This is a genomic window from Algibacter luteus, assembly GCF_900141715.1.
Classification (GTDB): domain Bacteria; phylum Bacteroidota; class Bacteroidia; order Flavobacteriales; family Flavobacteriaceae; genus Arenitalea; species Arenitalea lutea.
Genome location: NZ_FQYK01000001.1, coordinates 536,529 through 552,939 on the forward strand (window position 1 = coordinate 536,529; position 16,411 = coordinate 552,939).

Here is a 16,411-nt window from a genome sequence, read left to right on the forward strand (position 1 = left end):
TTTTTTTGCTGCCATTTATAGCAAAAAAAGATATAGCGCATGACCCGACCCTTGTGGTAACCTGCCTGCCGGCAGGCAGGCGCCAAAAAATGAATGCTCTAATTCTAGAACAAGGTTCTTGTATACATAAATGCCACGGCACCTACTAAGAAGCCTACCAATGCTAACCAACCAATTTTTTTAAGATACCAGAAGAAATCGATTTTTTCCATCCCCATAGCTACAACACCAGCGGCAGAACCGATAATTAACATACTACCTCCCGTTCCTGCTGAATATGCAATGAAATGCCATAACTCGTTATCGATTGGTTCATGGAACATACCTAAACTTGCTGCTACTAGTGGTACGTTATCGATAACTGCGGAACCTACACCTAGTAATAAAACCACTAAATCTGAAACGCCTGTATGACCTTCCTGATGTAATTCTGTTCCTAACATTGGCATAGTATCTTGAAGTGAGCCTGCGAAATTGAAAAGTATTCCTAAAGATTCTAAGGCGGCAACGGCCATTAATATACCTAAGAAGAATAAGATACTTGGTAATTCTATTTTAGATAACGAATAGTGTACTGGACTATGCATGGCGTGGGCATCGCTTTCTTCTGAGCCATGTTCGGTCATGCTGAACTTAGAACTACTATAAATCTCTGCGAATGTAGCAACAACTCCTAATGAAAGCATCATACCAACGTATGGTGGTAAATGTGTTACCATCTTAAAAATTGGCACGAACACAATAGCACTTAAACCTAAATACAACATCGTACTACTGAACTTAGATTTTTTCTTTTCTTCTACTTCTTCAAATTCTAAATCGCCTTTAAAAGCTGGAAGGAATGAAGCAATAAATGTTGGAACCGCCATACATAAAAATGATGGTAATAATAAATAACCTATTAAATGTCCTGTAGTTACTTTTTTACCTATCCATAGCATGGTAGTTGTAACATCACCAATAGGCGACCAAGCCCCACCGGCATTTGCAGCAATAATAATTAAACCCGCAAACCAAATTCGCACATCTCTATCTTTAACAATTTTTTGAAGAATAGAAATGAGTACAATGGTTGCTGTAAGATTATCGATTATTGCAGAAAGAATAAAAGCTAGTATGGCAAAAATCCATAGAATTTTACTCTTCTTTTTTGTTTTTATAAAGTCTTTAATGGTTGAAAAACCATCGAAGTAATCAATTATTTCAACAATGGTCATAGCTCCTAAAAGGAAAACTAAAATCTCAGAAGTTTTACCTAAATGATGCAAGAGCGTTTCTTCCATCATATGCATTTTTTCTTCTGACCCTAAAGCTCCGAAACCTTCTAAAAGAGAGTGTTTTGCAGAATCAAACCACTGTGGGAAGGTATCAAGCCCTAAAGCAATTAATGCCCAACAAATGGCCATCATGACCAGTGCCGGAATAAGTTTGTCAATTTTTATACTGTGCTCTAAAGTAATGGCTAAATAGCCCATGACGAATACTAAAATAATTGCTGTTTCCATATGATGTTATACTAGTTGGTTAAGTGCTATTTCAAAAGCTGTAGCACTGATTTCTGTTTTTGATTTATTTTTATTGTAAACTTTTTCTATTGCTTCTTTTATTTTATTTGATGTATCATTAAAAATGGCTTCATCGGTCATTTGCACTTTACCTTCCATAAAATAAGCAAAAACTCGAGCCATTCCACAATTTGATATAAAGTCTGGTATTAAACTGACTTTATAATCTGTATGTTCCATTATAGGTCCAAAGAAAATTTCAGTATCAGCAAAAGGCACATTTGCGCCGCAAGATACAACCTCTAATCCACTATCAATCATTTCATCTATTTGATGAATCGTTATTAATCTTGATGCAGCACAAGGCACAAAAATTTCTGTTTGTAACGACCATATTCTTTTATTAATCTCTTCAAAAGGGATTAAATTATCGGCTGCTAATGTATTACCCTTCTTAGCAAGGAAAAAATGACAAATGTCATTAAATGTAAATCCATCTTCATTAATTAAGCCTCCACCAATATCGATAATTCCAACCACTTTTGCACCCATTTTTGATAAATAAAATGCCGCAGCGGCTCCTACATTACCAAAACCCTGCACTACTGCACGTTTTCCTTTCACAGAACCACCATAAATATCGTAATAATGTTTTACCGCTTCCGCCACACCAAAACCAGTAATCATATCGGCTACGGTATATTTTTTGGATACATCTGGCGAATAATCTGGATTTTCAATAACCTTTATTACACCTTGACGTAATTGCCCAATTCTGTTTATTTTATCGGCTTCAGTGGGTTTAAAATGTCCGTTAAAAACACCTTCTTGAGGATGCCAAACACCACTTTCTTCGGTAATTGGTATAACCTCATGAGTTTCATCTACATTCATATCTCCACCAGTACCATAATAACTTTTAAGCAAGGGAGAAACCACAGCATACCAACGTTCTAATACTTCCTTTTTTCTTGGGTCTTTAGGGTCAAAATTAATTCCAGATTTAGCGCCTCCAATGGCGGGACCAGAAACCGTAAATTTAATTTCCATGGTTTTCGCTAACGATAAAACTTCATTCATATCTAGCCCTTTGCGCATTCGTGTTCCGCCACCTGCTGCACCACCACGTAAAGAATTTATAACTACCCATCCTTCTGCATCGGTTTCAGAATCTTTCCAATTAAAGACTATTTCAGGCGCTTTGTTTTCGTATATTTTTAATAATTCTTTCATTCTCTATATTATATTCAATTGATAATTAGCGTACATTTTTGTTATTCCGAAGGTAAAAAAAGGTGTAGCTATAATTGAGTCATATAAATCGAATTAAAATTATTAATGTAACAAATATAAAAACTAAAAATCCAATCAGATTAATTTTATGTGAAATTTAAGGTTGAAAAATCTTACCGGTACTATGATTTTTTGACGCTCCAGTAACACTTTTGAGACAATTTATTAGATTTTCAAGTTTTAAAACGCCTAAAAACCCAAAAATTAAAGCTTCCTTAAATTCTATGACATCTTTTTCTGGAATTATAATAGTTTGATGCGTAAGTGCTTTAAGTCTATTTATAAGGAAGGTATTATAAACCCCTCCACCAGTTATTAAAAGAGTAGATTTCTCTCGTTTATTTATCTGGAAGGCAATTTGAATTGCAATATTCTCAACAAAAGTGCATAATACATCAGATACTGGTAATTGAAATTCGTCAATAAGTGGAAAAATATTTGTATTCACCCATTCCAATCCTAATGATTTTGGATATTCTTTATTATAAAAGCTTAGAGCGTTTAATTGATTGAGTAATTCATTATGCACTTTTCCGGAAGCTGCAATATTACCTTCATCATCAAAGTCATAACCAAGTTGTATCACATAATGATTTAATACAATGTTTACTGGACAAATATCATAAGCAATACGCTCTTGATTGACATCGGTTGAAATATTAGCAAACCCACCAAGGTTTAAACAAAAATCGTATTGTGAAAACAGCAACTTATCTCCAATAGGCACTAACGGCGCTCCTTGACCTCCCAATTCTACATCTTGCACTCTAAAATCGCAAACTACTGTTTGTTGAAGTACTTGTGCTAAATGGGGTTTGTTTCCAATTTGATAGGTTAATTTTTGGTCAGGTTGATGTAATGCAGTATGCCCATGCGAGCAAACAGCATCTAATTTTTTAATTTGATGTTTTTTAATAAACCCTTGAATTACTTGTGCTAGATAATTTGAATACGCTATATCAATTCCTTCTAATTCTTGCAGACTCGTATTTGTCAAGCCCTTTAATATTTCATACCATTTTGTTGGATATTTAATGGTTTCTGCCTTCAGAATTTTAAAACCCCACTGTACTTTTTTAGAAAATTTAATATAGGCTAAGTCAATACCATCTAATGAGGTTCCGGACATAACACCAACAACAAAGTAATCTTCTTTCATCTTAAACGTAAAAGTAATTAACTTGGGTAAATATATAAAAGATTAAACTCGTGAAATCATGTATTTGCTTTTAGGAATTCACATTAAAAAGCTATATTTGTAAACATTTTTTATCAAAACAACATTTTAATTACGAATTATGAATTTTAGCCTTTCTGAAGAACATATAATGATTCGCGATGCGGCTCGCGATTTTGCCAGAACAGAATTACTACCAGGAGTTATTGAGCGCGATGAAAAACAACAATTCCCTCAAGAGCTTGTTAAAAAAATGGGCGATTTAGGATTTATGGGCATTATGGTAGACCCAAAATATGGAGGTAGTGGAATGGACGCTATTTCTTATGTTCTTATCATGGAAGAATTATCAAAAATAGATGCTTCGGCATCGGTTATTGTCTCTGTAAACAATAGTTTGGTTTGCTACGGTATTGAAGCTTACGGAACAGAGGAGCAAAAACAAAAATACCTTACAAAACTTGCAACTGGGGAGTTTGTTGGCGCATTTTGTTTGAGTGAACCTGAAGCTGGAAGCGATGCCACATCACAAAGAACCACTGCAATAGATAAAGGTGACCACTATCTAATTAATGGTACCAAAAACTGGATAACAAATGGTGGGCGCGCCGATGTTTACATTGTAATTGCCCAAACTGATAGAGATAAAGGATCGCATGGAATAAACGCTTTTATTATTGAAAAAGACACAAAAGGATTTGATATAGGACCTAAAGAAGATAAATTAGGCATCCGTGGTAGCGACACACATACTTTACAATTTAACGATGTAAAAGTGCCAAAAGAAAACAGAATTGGAGTGAATGGTTCAGGCTTCCGATTTGCAATGAAAACCCTTTCTGGAGGACGTATTGGAATCGCTGCACAAGCCTTAGGTATTGCTTCTGGTGCTTTTGAGTTGGCATTAAAATACTCCAAAGAACGTAAAGCCTTCGGAACAGAAATATGCAACCATCAAGCCATAGCTTTCAAACTTGCAGATATGGCAACCGATATTGATGCTGCAAGACATTTAGTAATGAAAGCCGCTTGGGATAAAGACCAAGGCAATAATTACGATTATTCAAGTGCCATGGCTAAACTATACGCATCTAAAGTTGCCATGGAACACACCGTAGAAGCAGTACAAATTCACGGTGGAAATGGCTTTGTAAAAGAATATCATGTAGAACGCCTTATGAGAGATGCAAAAATTACTCAGATTTACGAAGGCACATCCGAAATTCAAAAAATAGTAATTTCAAGAAGCCTAATAAAGCAATAATTATATTATCTCCATTAACTAGCTACTTTTAAAAAATCGCCTTTTATATATTAATTGGCGATTTTTGTTATTTTGGCATAAAGCTTCCGACATAATAAACTAGATTTCTATCTTTAAGCAAAAATATTTTATGCAGAAAACATATTACGATCCAGCAGACCTAAAAAAATTTGGAAAAATAAGCGATTGGAACCAAGAACTAGGTGATAAATTTTTCGAGTATTACGGTAAAGTTTTCGAAGAAGGCGCGCTTACCGCCCGCGAAAAATCATTAATCGCTCTAGCAGTTGCACACACAGAGCAATGCCCCTATTGCATTGACGCGTACACTAAAGATGGACTTCAGCGCGGAGTTACAAAAGAGGAAATGATGGAAGCCATTCATGTAGGTGCAGCCATAAAAGGCGGAGCTACCTTGGTGCATGGTGTTCAAATGATGAATAAAGTAAATAAGTTAGATGGGTAAATTTTGGGCGCCTGACTGCCGGCAGGTAGGTTACCACAAGGGTCGGGCTTTCCGCTTTATCTTTTTTGCTTCCTAATTATTGATCAAAAAAGGACCTAAGTAACAAGCAAAAAAGTATGCCGCTACAATCCCTAAGCGACATTCAACTAAAATTTAAACACAATAGCTTATATTAAACAAAAGACAATTAATGGCAACAAAGTCTCTACATAAACGCGAAAGCGATTTAGCAAATAGTAATAGGCAATTAGAAATTCTATCTAACGGTATTTTCCAAAATGGCGAATTGCCAACTTTTAAAAATAAAATTGCTGAATCCAATCAATTTCCGCTTAAAGCTAAAAAACTAGAAATTCTGCAAATTAATGTGGGCTATATGTGCAACCAAGTATGCGATCATTGCCATGTTGATGCGGGTCCAGACCGTAAAGAAATCATGACGCGAGATACTATGCGTCAATGTTTAGAAGTTATAAAAAATACAGGCGCTCATACACTAGATTTAACCGGAGGCGCACCAGAAATGAATCCAGATTTCCGTTGGTTTGTTGAAGAAGCTGCCAAAGCAGGAATAAAAGATTTTATAGTTCGTTCTAACCTTACTATTATTCGAGCCAACAAAAAATATTACGATTTACCGGAATTTTTTAAAAAACACAACGTCCATGTAGTAAGTTCAATGCCACATTGGACACGCGGAAAAACCGACAAACAACGTGGCGATGGTGTTTTTGATGCATCCATAAAAGCACTTCAAGTGCTTAATGCTGTTGGCTATGGTATGCCAGAAAGCAGTTTAAAACTAGATTTGGTTTATAACCCTTCGGGTGCCTTTTTACCAGGCGATCAAGCCACTATGGAAAAAGATTTTAAAAAGGCTTTAAAAGAAGATTTTAATATTCATTTTCACAATTTATTCGCTATTACCAACTTACCAATCTCACGTTTTTTAGATTATTTAATCGCTTCAGAAAACTACGAAGATTACATGTATGCTTTAGTTGAAGCTTATAATCCGACTGCTGTAGCAAATGTTATGTGTACAAATACGCTTTCAGTAAGTTGGGATGGTTATTTGTATGATTGCGATTTTAATCAAATGTTAGAATTGCCTGTAAACAGCAAAGTAAAACACATTTCAGAATACGACGAATCGCTTTTAGAAGGACGAAATATAGTCATTTCACAACACTGTTATGGTTGTACCGCTGGCGCTGGAAGCAGCTGTCAAGGTAGTGTTGCATAGAACAACAAAATGAAAAATTTAATTATTATACTCTTTTTATGTATTTCAGCTTTAGGTTTCTCCCAGAAAAACCTGTCGAAGTTGCTAAAAAAACATAACACAGAAAGCGTTCCATACATCTCTGTCGAAAAACTTCTTAATGAAAAAGATGAAGTGATTATTTTAGATTCTCGTGAAAAAAATGAATTTGAAACCAGCCATTTAAAAAATGCCATTTGCGTAGGATACGATTTTTTTAATTTGGACTCTATTCAAGATAAACTACCTGAAAAAGATTCAAAAATTGTGGTGTATTGCTCTTTAGGTATTCGTTCTGAAGATATCGCAGAAAAACTCAAAAAAGCAGGTTACTCGAATGTTTATAATTTATACGGTGGTATTTTCGAATGGAAAAACAACAATTTAGAAGTATTGAATGCTCAAGAAACCCCAACAGACTCTATCCATACATTTTCCAAAATATGGAGCAAATGGCTAAAAAAAGGAATAAAAGTATATGAGTAAAGCACTTGTTATTGTTTTTGTAAAAAACTTAAAATTAGGCAACGTAAAAACGCGACTCGCCAAAACCATAGGCAATCAAGGTGCGTTTGTGGTTTATTCTGAATTGGTAAAAGTTACCGAAAAAGCAACACAAAACCTTTCAGCAGATAAATGTATTTACTTCTCTGAAGCTGTTGTTGACAGCCAATGGAAAAACGAACAAAAAGCGATTCAACAAGGCAAAGATTTAGGAGAGCGTATGAAAAACGCCTTTAAAAAAGGGTTTGAAGATGGTTATGATCACATTGTTTTAATTGGCTCAGATTTACCCGATATAACCGCTAATCATATTAACAAGGGCTTACAAGCTTTAAAGCAAAGCGAAGTCGTATTTGGTCCTGCTGTTGATGGTGGCTACTACCTTTTAGGATTATCAAAAATGCATGATTTTGTTTTTAATAATAAACCATGGAGCGAAGATAATTTATTAGAAAAAACACTTTCAGAATTAAAGAAAAACAACGTCACATTTACTACCTTAGATACTTTAAACGATATTGATACTTTTGAAGATTTAGTTGATTCAAAATTCTATCAAAACAACATAAACTTACAAGAAAAAATCAAGCAATTACATGATTAAGTACATTAAAGAAACGGTTGATTATTTACATGATAAAGGTTTCGACAAACCTGAAATAGGCATCATTTTAGGCACCGGTTTAGGTCAGTTAATAAACGATATAGATATTATAAAAGAGGTTAGTTATAACCATATTCCAAATTTCCCAACTGCCACCGTAGAATTTCATAAAGGCAAACTTATTTACGGCACTATGGCTGGCAAAAAAGTAGTAGTTATGCAAGGGCGCTTTCATATTTACGAAGGCTACTCGTTGCAAGATGTTACCTATCCTGTGCGTATCATGGAAAAATTAGGAATCCACACCTTACTTGTTTCTAATGCTTCAGGAGCAATTAATTTAAACTTTAAAAAAGGCGAATTAATGCTTATTGAAGACCACATCAACCTTCAAGGTAGCTCACCTCTAGCATTTAAAGGCGTAGAAACTTTAGGCGAACGTTTTGCAGACATGAGCGCGCCGTATGACGCCGAAATTAATTCAAAATTTAAGACTATTGCCAAAAACAATAATATTAAGTTGCACGAAGGTGTTTATGCCAGTGTGGTTGGGCCGCAACTAGAAACAAGAGCTGAATATCGTATGCTAAAATTAATAGGAGCAGATGCCGTGGGCATGAGTACCGTTCCTGAAATTATTGTGGCGAATCATTTAAAATTAAGAGCTGCAGCAGTGTCAGTTTTAACCGATGAGTGCGACCCAGATAACCTAGCCCCGGTTGACATTGCAGAAATTATCGCTATGGCAGGAAAAGCCGAACCCAAAATGGTAACACTTTTTAAAGAATTGATTAAAACACTATAAAATAAGTCTTCAGGATTCTGATTGCAGTTCTTATTCACTGCTAACTTAAAACTGTGAACTAAACACAAAAAAAATGAGCACATATCTAGAAACCACACACAACGTCTATAAAGAAGCAGCCTTAACTCCTGATGTTGGTTTATGCTGCACGACCAACCCTATTTGGGAATTGCCAGGATTAAAAATTCCTAAAATCATGCAAGAAATGAATTATGGTTGTGGTTCAACCGTGCATGCTCGCGATTTAACCAATAATCCAAAAATGCTTTACGTTGGCGTTGGAGGCGGTATGGAGTTATTACAGTTCGCTTATTTTAATCGCCAAAAAGATGGTGTTATAGGTGTTGATGTAGTTGATGAAATGTTGGAGGCCTCAAGACAAAATTTTATTGAAGCTGAAGCTCAAAATGACTGGTTCAAAAGCGAGTTCGTAGACCTTAAAAAGGGCGACGCCATGAATTTACCAGTGGAAGATAATAGTATTGATGTGGCGGCTCAAAACTGTTTATTTAATATTTTTAAAGCAGATGATTTAAAAAAAGCCATTGCAGAAATGTATCGTGTATTAAAACCTCACGGACGTTTAGTCATGAGCGATCCAACTTGCGAACAACCCATGAACGACACGTTGCGTAACGACGAGCGCCTGCGTGCCTTATGTTTAAGTGGAAGTTTACCTATAGCTGAATATGTAAAAGCGCTAACCGATGCTGGTTTTGGAACCATAGAAATTCGTGCACGTAAACCCTATCGCATCCTAGATCCTAAAAACTACCCAACAGATGAATTGATTTATATAGAATCCATAGAAGTAGCAGCCATAAAAGACCCAATGCCAGAAGATGGTCCTTGTATTTTTACGGGTAAAGCTGCTATATTTTTTGGTTCTGAGGATTATTTCGATGATAAAAAAGGGCATATTTTATTAAAAAATCAGCCCATAGCTATTTGTGATAAAACGGCTGGAGATTTAGCATCTTTAGGAAGAGATGATATTTTTATCAGTGAATCAACGTATCATTATGATGGTGGAGGATGTTGCTAAATTCAAACAAATACACTAAAATGAAGTTTATTCCAATATTTATAGCATGCTTTTTAATAACATCATGCTCGAGCTCTAAACGTGTTTCTGAAAAAACAGAAATCCAGGTAACAGAAGAGCAAGCTACAGAACAAAATACTTCTGTTACTGAAAATTCAGAATTAATAGATGTTTTAGAAACGAAAGATACAATCACTTCTAAACCCAATACTAAACAAGAAGTATTTACTCCTCTCGCTTGGACAGAGTTACTTCAAAAACATGTTTCAAACGAAGGCAATGTCAATTACAATGGATTTAATACCGATAGAAAAGCATTATTATCATACATCGGTAGTTTAGGTGAAAATATGCCTAGCGACACCTGGACAGAAGAAGACAAATTAGCATATTGGATAAACACTTACAACGCGTTAACCATAGATTTAATTTTACGTCATTATCCAGTTGAAAGTATCAAAGACATAAAAAACCCATGGGACCAACGCTATTGGCAATTAGGTGATAAATGGTATAATTTAAACGAAATTGAGCATGATATTTTAAGAAAAATGAAAGAACCTAGAATTCATTTTGCTATTGTTTGCGCCTCTTACTCATGCCCAAAATTGCAAAACGAAGCCTTTACTGCTTCCAAATTGGAAGAGCAGCTAACAAACGCCACCAAATCATTTATTAACGACCCAGAAAAAAATGATTTAACACCAAGTAAAATAGGCTTGTCTAAAATTTTTGCTTGGTTTGATAAAGATTTTTTGATAAACGGAACAGGAAGTATTATTGAATATATTAACCGCTATTCGAACATAAAAATTTCTCCAAAAACACCTAAGAAGTTCAAAGATTACGACTGGTCTTTGAATAATTGAAATTTACATGAAATATAAAATTTCCATTATCATTCCCGTTTTAAACGAAGCCAATTTTATTGGAAAATTATTAGAACATCTATTAGCAAATGCATTAGCTAAAAATATTGCAGAAATTATAGTTGTTGATGGTGGTAGTGAAGACGGCACCCAAGACATTGTTCATGCCTTTTCTAATTTTGTGGCTCTTGACAAAAAAGAAGCGTTTCTTTACACCAATGAGAACGTGCTTAAGGACATGTTGAGACCTTCCATAGAATCAAAAACATCAATAAAGTTGTTGAATTCAGAAAAAGGGCGTGCAAAACAGATGAATTTAGGCGCTAAAGGCGCAACAGGTAATATTTTATATTTTTTACATGCCGATTCTTTACCACCAAAATATTTCGATCAGTTAATTATTGATGAAGTAAAAAAAAGTAATCAAGCCGGTTGTTTTAGGTTACAGTTTGACAGCCAACATTGGTGGTTGCGATTAGCCAGTTGGTTAACAAAATTTAAATGGCGTGCTTGTCGAGGCGGTGACCAAAGTCAGTTTATCACAAAAAGTCTATTCTATACAATTGGCGGCTTTAATGAGGACTATATGATTTACGAAGACAACATATTAATAAATGCATTATATGCAAGAAACGAATTTGTGGTAATTAATAAGAAACTAAAAACTTCGGCTAGAATGTATAACAAATATGGTGTTTGGAAACTGCAATATTTCTACTGGACTATTTATGTAAAAAAATGGTTTGGAGCCAGTGCAGACGAATTGTACGCCTATTATAAAAAATCACTTATTTAAATTCGCTCCTATCGATTCCTTCCCTTTTCATTAGGATATAAACTGGGTAAATTATCACTTTGGAACACTTCTTTGGTATTCACATTTATCCCTGACAATTTTCCCGTAAAAGCAGCACCCGTATCAATATTCCAAACATTAACGGCATGCATCGGTGTATCACATTTAAAGTTTATTGTAGGCGTATGCCCTATAAAAATTTCATAATAATGCTTTAATCTGTTGGGATAAATTACAGAATCTTTCTCGATACGTTTATCCATGGTTAAAGCCATTTCCCAAAGCGTTCTATCAAAATATAATGTGGTATTGAAAACTTCTTTTTCTACGCCATGCATGGAAGTAAATCCTGCATGTAGAAAGAGTCTGTTTTCATCATCTATGTAATACAGTGGCATGCTTTCAAAAAATTCGAGATGTCGTTTTTTATCTATTTCAGAGAAACTTTCATAACTCTCTATAGTTTCTTTACCTCCGTGCATATACCAGGTAGGATTTACATCGCCGGTTTTCAACCAAGCTTCGCACCAAACATCATGATTTCCTTTTATAAAAACACATTTAATCTTTTCTGAAAGATCTATTAAAAACTGAACTACTTGAGCGGATTCACTCCAACCATCAACATAATCTCCAACAAAAATCAAGGTGTCTTCATCCTTCACTTCCATTTTATTTAAAACCTGAATTAAAGCTTTTAAACCTCCATGAATATCTCCTATTGCTAAAACGCGCATACTAAATTTGTTTTATGCGCAAATCTAAAAGATTTAAAGCGATTGAGAAAATGAATTAATAAAGACTGTATTGTTTTTTAATTAAAGCCTCTACTGGCTTATTTTGTGGCGTGAATTGATGGTTAGTTAGTCCTCCTACTTTATCGTGTTTATGAAACCATTTCCAAATAAATCCCCCAGCAAACCAATCTTCTCTCCAAAAGGTTTCAAATAACGCTTGTGTTGTATTTGTTTGAGCGTCAAGATTGACTTGATTCATACTTCTATCACTTTTCCAAGGTTCTTTTCCTGAAAAATCTACACTTCGGTAGCCATACTCCGTAAATAAAATGGGCTTATTGAATTTATCATGAACCTCTTTAATTTCTTGTTTGTGTTTTTCCCACCCTATTAAACATTCTTCTACGGTTGGTTTTTTGCTCGAACTTACAGGAAAGTAGGCATCAACACCAATATAATTTAATTCTTTCCAAAAAGGTGTTTTATGATATTCATTCCAATTAGCGGCATAAGTTAACATGCCCTTATATACTTTTTTAATTTCTTTAATCAGAGAGAACCAATAAGCAGGTCTATTATCTACAAATCGTTCTAATTCTGTACCAATGCAAAAAATATCTGCTTTTGTTTCCGCAGCTAATAAAGCATATTCAAGAATAAATTTGGTATAAGCATCTTCTAATTGTTTCCAAGACGCTTCATCTTTCATTTCAATTAATCCCGTAAACTCACCACGCCAAACCCAGATTTGGGGCTTTATCATTATTTTAACTCCCGAATAACGGAGCTCCTCAATATATTGTTTTGCACCTAAACTAGTTTCACCAAACCATTGTCTTTCGGTATTATAAACAATTTCAGGATGCTCTAAATCTCTTATAAAACCAAAAGGCATTATCGCTGCAAAATTTGCATTTACGTTAAGTACAGGCTTTACATGTTCATTATTAATAGCTTCTCGCGAAGCCACAAAACTTACGCCGTTAATTTTCTCTCTTTTTACAGGAGCCATTGAACAGGAACAACAAAATAGTAATAAACAAAACTTTAAAATAAAGCGCATAACTATTAATTTATCTCTAAATTTAAACAAATTGGAAATACCGAGTTAAGGTTTTAACAAAACCTTCGACAAAAACACAACCAAACCAAATTCATGGAACATATTGTAATAATAGGAAATGGTATCTCTGGTGTAACTGCTGCCAGACATATTAGAAAACTTTCAGACAAAAAAATTACCATAGTTTCAGCTGAGACCGAATACTTTTTTTCAAGAACAGCGCTCATGTATGTTTACATGGGGCATATGAAATTCGAACACACCCAACCCTACGAAAATTGGTTTTGGAAAAAAAATAATATCAATCTTAAACAAGGTTTAGTAAATCAAATTGATACTGAACAAAAAACGCTTCATTTTAAAGGTGGTGAATCGCTCAATTACGACAAACTAATTATTGCAACAGGTAGTAAACCAAATAAATTTGGATGGCCTGGGCAAGATTTAGATGGCGTTATGGGCATGTATCATAAACAAGATCTTGAAAACCTTGAAAAACATGCGCCTAATAATTCTATATGCAAACGTGCCGTAATTGTTGGTGGTGGTTTAATTGGTATTGAACTTGCTGAAATGCTAAATTCAAGAGATATTCCAGTAACTTTTTTAGTTAGAGAAGACAGTTTCTGGAATGGTGTTTTGCCGCAAGGAGAAAGTGAAATGATAAATAGACATATAAAAAATCATCATATCGATTTGCGCCTAAGCACTAATTTAAAAGAAATTAAATCGGATGAAAACGGAAAAGTAAAATCCATTATTATTGAAGAAACTGGTGAAGAAATTGAATGTAACTTAGTAGGTTTAACCGCAGGAGTAACACCAAATATCGATTTTATAAAAGACTCAAATATTGAAACAGCTAAAGGTGTTAAAGTCAACCGTTTTCTAGAAACTAACATCCCCGATATTTATGCCATTGGCGATTGTGCCGAACAACATGAAGGTATTAATGGCCGTAGAACTATTGAAGCTGTTTGGTATACGGGCCGAATGATGGGAGAAACAGTGGCACAAACCATTTGCAGCAATAGATTAGCTTATAATCCCGGGCATTGGTTCAATTCTGCTAAATTTTTAGATATTGAATATCAAACTTACGGGTGGGTTTTTTCAAAACCAAGAGAAGATGAAGCGCATTTTCATTGGAAACATGAAGACGACACCAAATGCATCACTGTTTGCTATAACACTAATACTAATGAATTTCTTGGAATTAACACTTTCGGCATAAGAATGCGTCATGAAATTTTTGATGAATGGTTAACCGAAAAGCGCGATGTAGAATATGTGATAAATCATTTACCTGAAGCCAATTTTGACCCTGAATTTTACACTAAATATGAAGCAGAAATTCTTTCTGCTTTTAATAAAAAACTACAAACTGTATAGTTATGAGCAATAAATTAAATGAAAGCATGTCTTTAGCGAAACCTGATGCTACGAATATGCCAATCAAACAAAAAATTGCTATAGCCATAGGTTTTATAGGGTTATTTCTTTTAACGCTTGCCTTTTTCAACACATCTTTTCCTAGCAAAAACTTGTTTTTAACTTTGGCCTTAGCGTTACTATTTGTTGGTGTTATTATTTATTCCAGAAGTTCATATTTATCAAAACTAGAAGGCATCAAAAATGACGGCGTTTGGTTTAAATCTATTTCATCTCGAGGGTTTTGGGGCTGGATTTTAGGTATAGTACTCACCAGTTTTTACATTGTATTATACTTCTATCCAAAATATTTGGGACTAGGAACCAATGGCGAGGAAAACGCAGGTTTAATTGGTTTTTTTGACCCATTAAGCAAATTATTAAGCGGAAGACCGGCAAGTCAATGGTTTGTTTACGGCACACTTTACACTGTTGCAATTTTGGTATTTGGTTATAAATTCATTTTAAAATACCGCCACAATCGTTACCAGCAGTTACGTACAATTTCGGTGATGTTTTTTCAATTAGCCTTTGCTTTTTTGATTCCCGAGTTTATGTATGTCATGAATAGCGATTTGCCTTACTACGACCTAAAATCGATGTGGCCCTTAAATTATTATATTTTTGACGAATGGTCTGTTAAAGGCTTTCTTTCTAGTGGCAATATTGGGCTAGCTTTTTTGATTTTTGGGATTGTTTCGATTTTTGTGGTCTCACCTATATTGACTTACAAATACGGTAAACGTTGGTACTGTTCTTGGGTTTGTGGCTGTGGGGGTCTTGCCGAAACAGCAGGCGATTCTTTTAGACAATTATCATCAAAAAAACTATCAGCTTGGAAAATAGAGCGTTGGTTAATTCATACTGTGCTCGTTTTTTCAGTAATAATGACCACCGCAATGATTTATACCTATTTAGGCTACGATAAAAATGATTTCTGGCTTACTCGAGGTCTTTTTATTTCCCTAGTTATTGGACTTCTTACATTAGTTTTTACGGGCGTAATACTCTTTAAAAGACATGAATTGGGTAAAGACGCAAAATATGGTGCCATTGGCTTCTTTGTTGTAATTATGGTTTTGTTATTGATGCATTTTACTGGAACTACCAACCATGTATTTTATATAAAAGGAAGCGCACTGCGTTCTGCTTACGGTCTTTACATAGGCTCGATATTTTCAGGTGTGATAGGTACTGGTTTTTATCCCATTTTAGGTAATCGGGTATGGTGTCGATTTGGATGCCCTATGGCCGCTATTTTAGGGTTCCAACAACGTCTATTTTCAAAATTTAGAATCACAACTAATGGCGGACAATGTATTTCCTGCGGAAATTGTTCAACCTATTGCGAAATGGGTATTGATGTACGAGCCTATGCCCAAAAAGGAGAAAACATTGTTAGGTCGAGTTGCGTAGGATGTGGTATTTGTGCTGCAGTATGCCCAAGAGGTGTTTTAAAACTAGAAAACGATAGTATGGATGGACGAATTAATCCGAATGAAATATTACTAGGTAACGATGTCGATTTAATGGATTTGGTGAATAAACAATAGCTATAAACCCGTTCATTCTAAAACAAAGATATTCA

Annotated in this window: 16 protein-coding genes; 11 read left to right on the plus strand and 5 right to left on the minus strand. The window is 34.8% G+C overall.

What is annotated here, in order from left to right; all coding sequences use genetic code 11:
• Positions 1–104: 104 nt before the first annotated feature.
• From nhaD to BUA46_RS02195, 3 genes are all read right to left on the minus strand, one after another.
• Positions 105–1,505, minus strand: a complete 1,401-nt coding sequence (nhaD, locus tag BUA46_RS02185; protein WP_019386205.1) for a sodium:proton antiporter NhaD — start codon at positions 1,503–1,505, stop codon at positions 105–107.
• Between the two features lie 6 nt (positions 1,506–1,511).
• A complete protein-coding gene (locus BUA46_RS02190) occupies positions 1,512–2,738 on the minus strand; it encodes a Glu/Leu/Phe/Val dehydrogenase dimerization domain-containing protein (RefSeq protein WP_019386204.1) in 1,227 nt (408 codons plus the stop codon).
• A 157-nt stretch (positions 2,739–2,895) separates the two neighbouring features.
• The gene (locus BUA46_RS02195; protein ID WP_019386203.1) at positions 2,896–3,957 is read right to left on the minus strand and encodes an anhydro-N-acetylmuramic acid kinase; all 1,062 of its coding nucleotides are present in this window, start codon (positions 3,955–3,957) and stop codon (positions 2,896–2,898) included.
• A gap of 139 nt (positions 3,958–4,096) precedes the next feature.
• Here BUA46_RS02195 and BUA46_RS02200 point away from each other — a divergent pair, with 139 nt between their 5' ends.
• The 9 genes from BUA46_RS02200 to BUA46_RS02240 all read left to right on the plus strand — a co-directional run bounded on the left by BUA46_RS02200 (position 4,097) and on the right by BUA46_RS02240 (position 11,592).
• The gene (locus tag BUA46_RS02200; protein WP_019386202.1) at positions 4,097–5,239 is read left to right on the plus strand and encodes an acyl-CoA dehydrogenase; all 1,143 of its coding nucleotides are present in this window, start codon (positions 4,097–4,099) and stop codon (positions 5,237–5,239) included.
• A 130-nt stretch (positions 5,240–5,369) separates the two neighbouring features.
• Positions 5,370–5,705 carry an arsenosugar biosynthesis-associated peroxidase-like protein gene (locus tag BUA46_RS02205; RefSeq protein WP_019386201.1) on the plus strand — a complete coding sequence of 112 codons (336 nt, stop codon included), beginning with the start codon at positions 5,370–5,372 and terminating at the stop codon, positions 5,703–5,705.
• 190 nt (positions 5,706–5,895) lie between these two features.
• On the plus strand, positions 5,896–6,951 hold the full coding sequence (arsS, locus tag BUA46_RS02210) for an arsenosugar biosynthesis radical SAM (seleno)protein ArsS (protein ID WP_019386200.1): 1,056 nt from the start codon (positions 5,896–5,898) through the stop codon (positions 6,949–6,951).
• Positions 6,952–6,960: 9 nt separating this feature from the next.
• Positions 6,961–7,455: a rhodanese-like domain-containing protein gene (locus BUA46_RS02215; RefSeq protein ID WP_019386199.1), complete on the plus strand. Its 495-nt coding sequence runs from the start codon at positions 6,961–6,963 to the stop codon at positions 7,453–7,455.
• Positions 7,448–8,077: a TIGR04282 family arsenosugar biosynthesis glycosyltransferase gene (locus tag BUA46_RS02220; RefSeq protein ID WP_019386198.1), complete on the plus strand. Its 630-nt coding sequence runs from the start codon at positions 7,448–7,450 to the stop codon at positions 8,075–8,077. The genes BUA46_RS02215 and BUA46_RS02220 overlap by 8 nt, the downstream gene beginning before the upstream one ends.
• Positions 8,070–8,882 (plus strand): purine-nucleoside phosphorylase, encoded by an 813-nt coding sequence (locus BUA46_RS02225; protein ID WP_019386197.1) that lies wholly within the window; start codon positions 8,070–8,072, stop codon positions 8,880–8,882. Before BUA46_RS02220 ends, BUA46_RS02225 begins: the two co-directional genes overlap by 8 nt.
• Positions 8,883–8,955: 73 nt before the next feature.
• On the plus strand, positions 8,956–9,927 hold the full coding sequence (arsM, locus tag BUA46_RS02230) for an arsenosugar biosynthesis arsenite methyltransferase ArsM (RefSeq protein ID WP_019386196.1): 972 nt from the start codon (positions 8,956–8,958) through the stop codon (positions 9,925–9,927).
• Between the two features lie 20 nt (positions 9,928–9,947).
• Entirely contained in the window at positions 9,948–10,796 is an 849-nt protein-coding gene (locus BUA46_RS02235) for a DUF547 domain-containing protein (protein ID WP_035105940.1), read from the plus strand.
• Between the two features lie 7 nt (positions 10,797–10,803).
• A complete protein-coding gene (locus BUA46_RS02240; protein ID WP_019386194.1) occupies positions 10,804–11,592 on the plus strand; it encodes a TIGR04283 family arsenosugar biosynthesis glycosyltransferase in 789 nt (262 codons plus the stop codon).
• 8 nt (positions 11,593–11,600) lie between these two features.
• Here the strand turns inward: BUA46_RS02240 and BUA46_RS02245 are convergent, their stop codons facing one another.
• Positions 11,601–12,329, minus strand: coding sequence for a metallophosphoesterase family protein (locus BUA46_RS02245; RefSeq protein WP_019386193.1), 729 nt, complete (start codon positions 12,327–12,329; stop codon positions 11,601–11,603).
• A 55-nt stretch (positions 12,330–12,384) separates the two neighbouring features.
• Positions 12,385–13,392, minus strand: a complete 1,008-nt coding sequence (locus BUA46_RS02250) for a glycoside hydrolase family 113 (protein WP_026009897.1) — start codon at positions 13,390–13,392, stop codon at positions 12,385–12,387.
• 93 nt (positions 13,393–13,485) lie between these two features.
• Here BUA46_RS02250 and BUA46_RS02255 point away from each other — a divergent pair, with 93 nt between their 5' ends.
• A complete protein-coding gene (locus BUA46_RS02255) occupies positions 13,486–14,784 on the plus strand; it encodes an NAD(P)/FAD-dependent oxidoreductase (protein WP_019386191.1) in 1,299 nt (432 codons plus the stop codon).
• Positions 14,785–14,786: 2 nt separating this feature from the next.
• Positions 14,787–16,376: a 4Fe-4S binding protein gene (locus BUA46_RS02260; RefSeq protein WP_019386190.1), complete on the plus strand. Its 1,590-nt coding sequence runs from the start codon at positions 14,787–14,789 to the stop codon at positions 16,374–16,376.
• Positions 16,377–16,411 lie beyond the last annotated feature (35 nt).

Bases quoted from the DNA above. Each gene is read 5' to 3' on its own strand.
- arsM (WP_019386196.1), top strand. From the start codon at position 8,956: ATGAGCACATATCTAGAAACCACACACAACGTCTATAAAGAAGCAGCC.
- BUA46_RS02235 (WP_035105940.1), top strand. From the start codon at position 9,948: ATGAAGTTTATTCCAATATTTATAGCATGCTTTTTAATAACATCATGC.
- BUA46_RS02225 (WP_019386197.1), top strand. From the start codon at position 8,070: ATGATTAAGTACATTAAAGAAACGGTTGATTATTTACATGATAAAGGT.
- arsS (WP_019386200.1), top strand. From the start codon at position 5,896: ATGGCAACAAAGTCTCTACATAAACGCGAAAGCGATTTAGCAAATAGT.
- BUA46_RS02200 (WP_019386202.1), top strand. From the start codon at position 4,097: ATGAATTTTAGCCTTTCTGAAGAACATATAATGATTCGCGATGCGGCT.
- BUA46_RS02220 (WP_019386198.1), top strand. From the start codon at position 7,448: ATGAGTAAAGCACTTGTTATTGTTTTTGTAAAAAACTTAAAATTAGGC.
- nhaD (WP_019386205.1), bottom strand. From the start codon at position 1,505: ATGGAAACAGCAATTATTTTAGTATTCGTCATGGGCTATTTAGCCATT.
- BUA46_RS02260 (WP_019386190.1), top strand. From the start codon at position 14,787: ATGAGCAATAAATTAAATGAAAGCATGTCTTTAGCGAAACCTGATGCT.
- BUA46_RS02195 (WP_019386203.1), bottom strand. From the start codon at position 3,957: ATGAAAGAAGATTACTTTGTTGTTGGTGTTATGTCCGGAACCTCATTA.
- BUA46_RS02245 (WP_019386193.1), bottom strand. From the start codon at position 12,329: ATGCGCGTTTTAGCAATAGGAGATATTCATGGAGGTTTAAAAGCTTTA.
- BUA46_RS02190 (WP_019386204.1), bottom strand. From the start codon at position 2,738: ATGAAAGAATTATTAAAAATATACGAAAACAAAGCGCCTGAAATAGTC.
- BUA46_RS02250 (WP_026009897.1), bottom strand. From the start codon at position 13,392: ATGCGCTTTATTTTAAAGTTTTGTTTATTACTATTTTGTTGTTCCTGT.
- BUA46_RS02205 (WP_019386201.1), top strand. From the start codon at position 5,370: ATGCAGAAAACATATTACGATCCAGCAGACCTAAAAAAATTTGGAAAA.
- BUA46_RS02255 (WP_019386191.1), top strand. From the start codon at position 13,486: ATGGAACATATTGTAATAATAGGAAATGGTATCTCTGGTGTAACTGCT.
- BUA46_RS02240 (WP_019386194.1), top strand. From the start codon at position 10,804: ATGAAATATAAAATTTCCATTATCATTCCCGTTTTAAACGAAGCCAAT.
- BUA46_RS02215 (WP_019386199.1), top strand. From the start codon at position 6,961: ATGAAAAATTTAATTATTATACTCTTTTTATGTATTTCAGCTTTAGGT.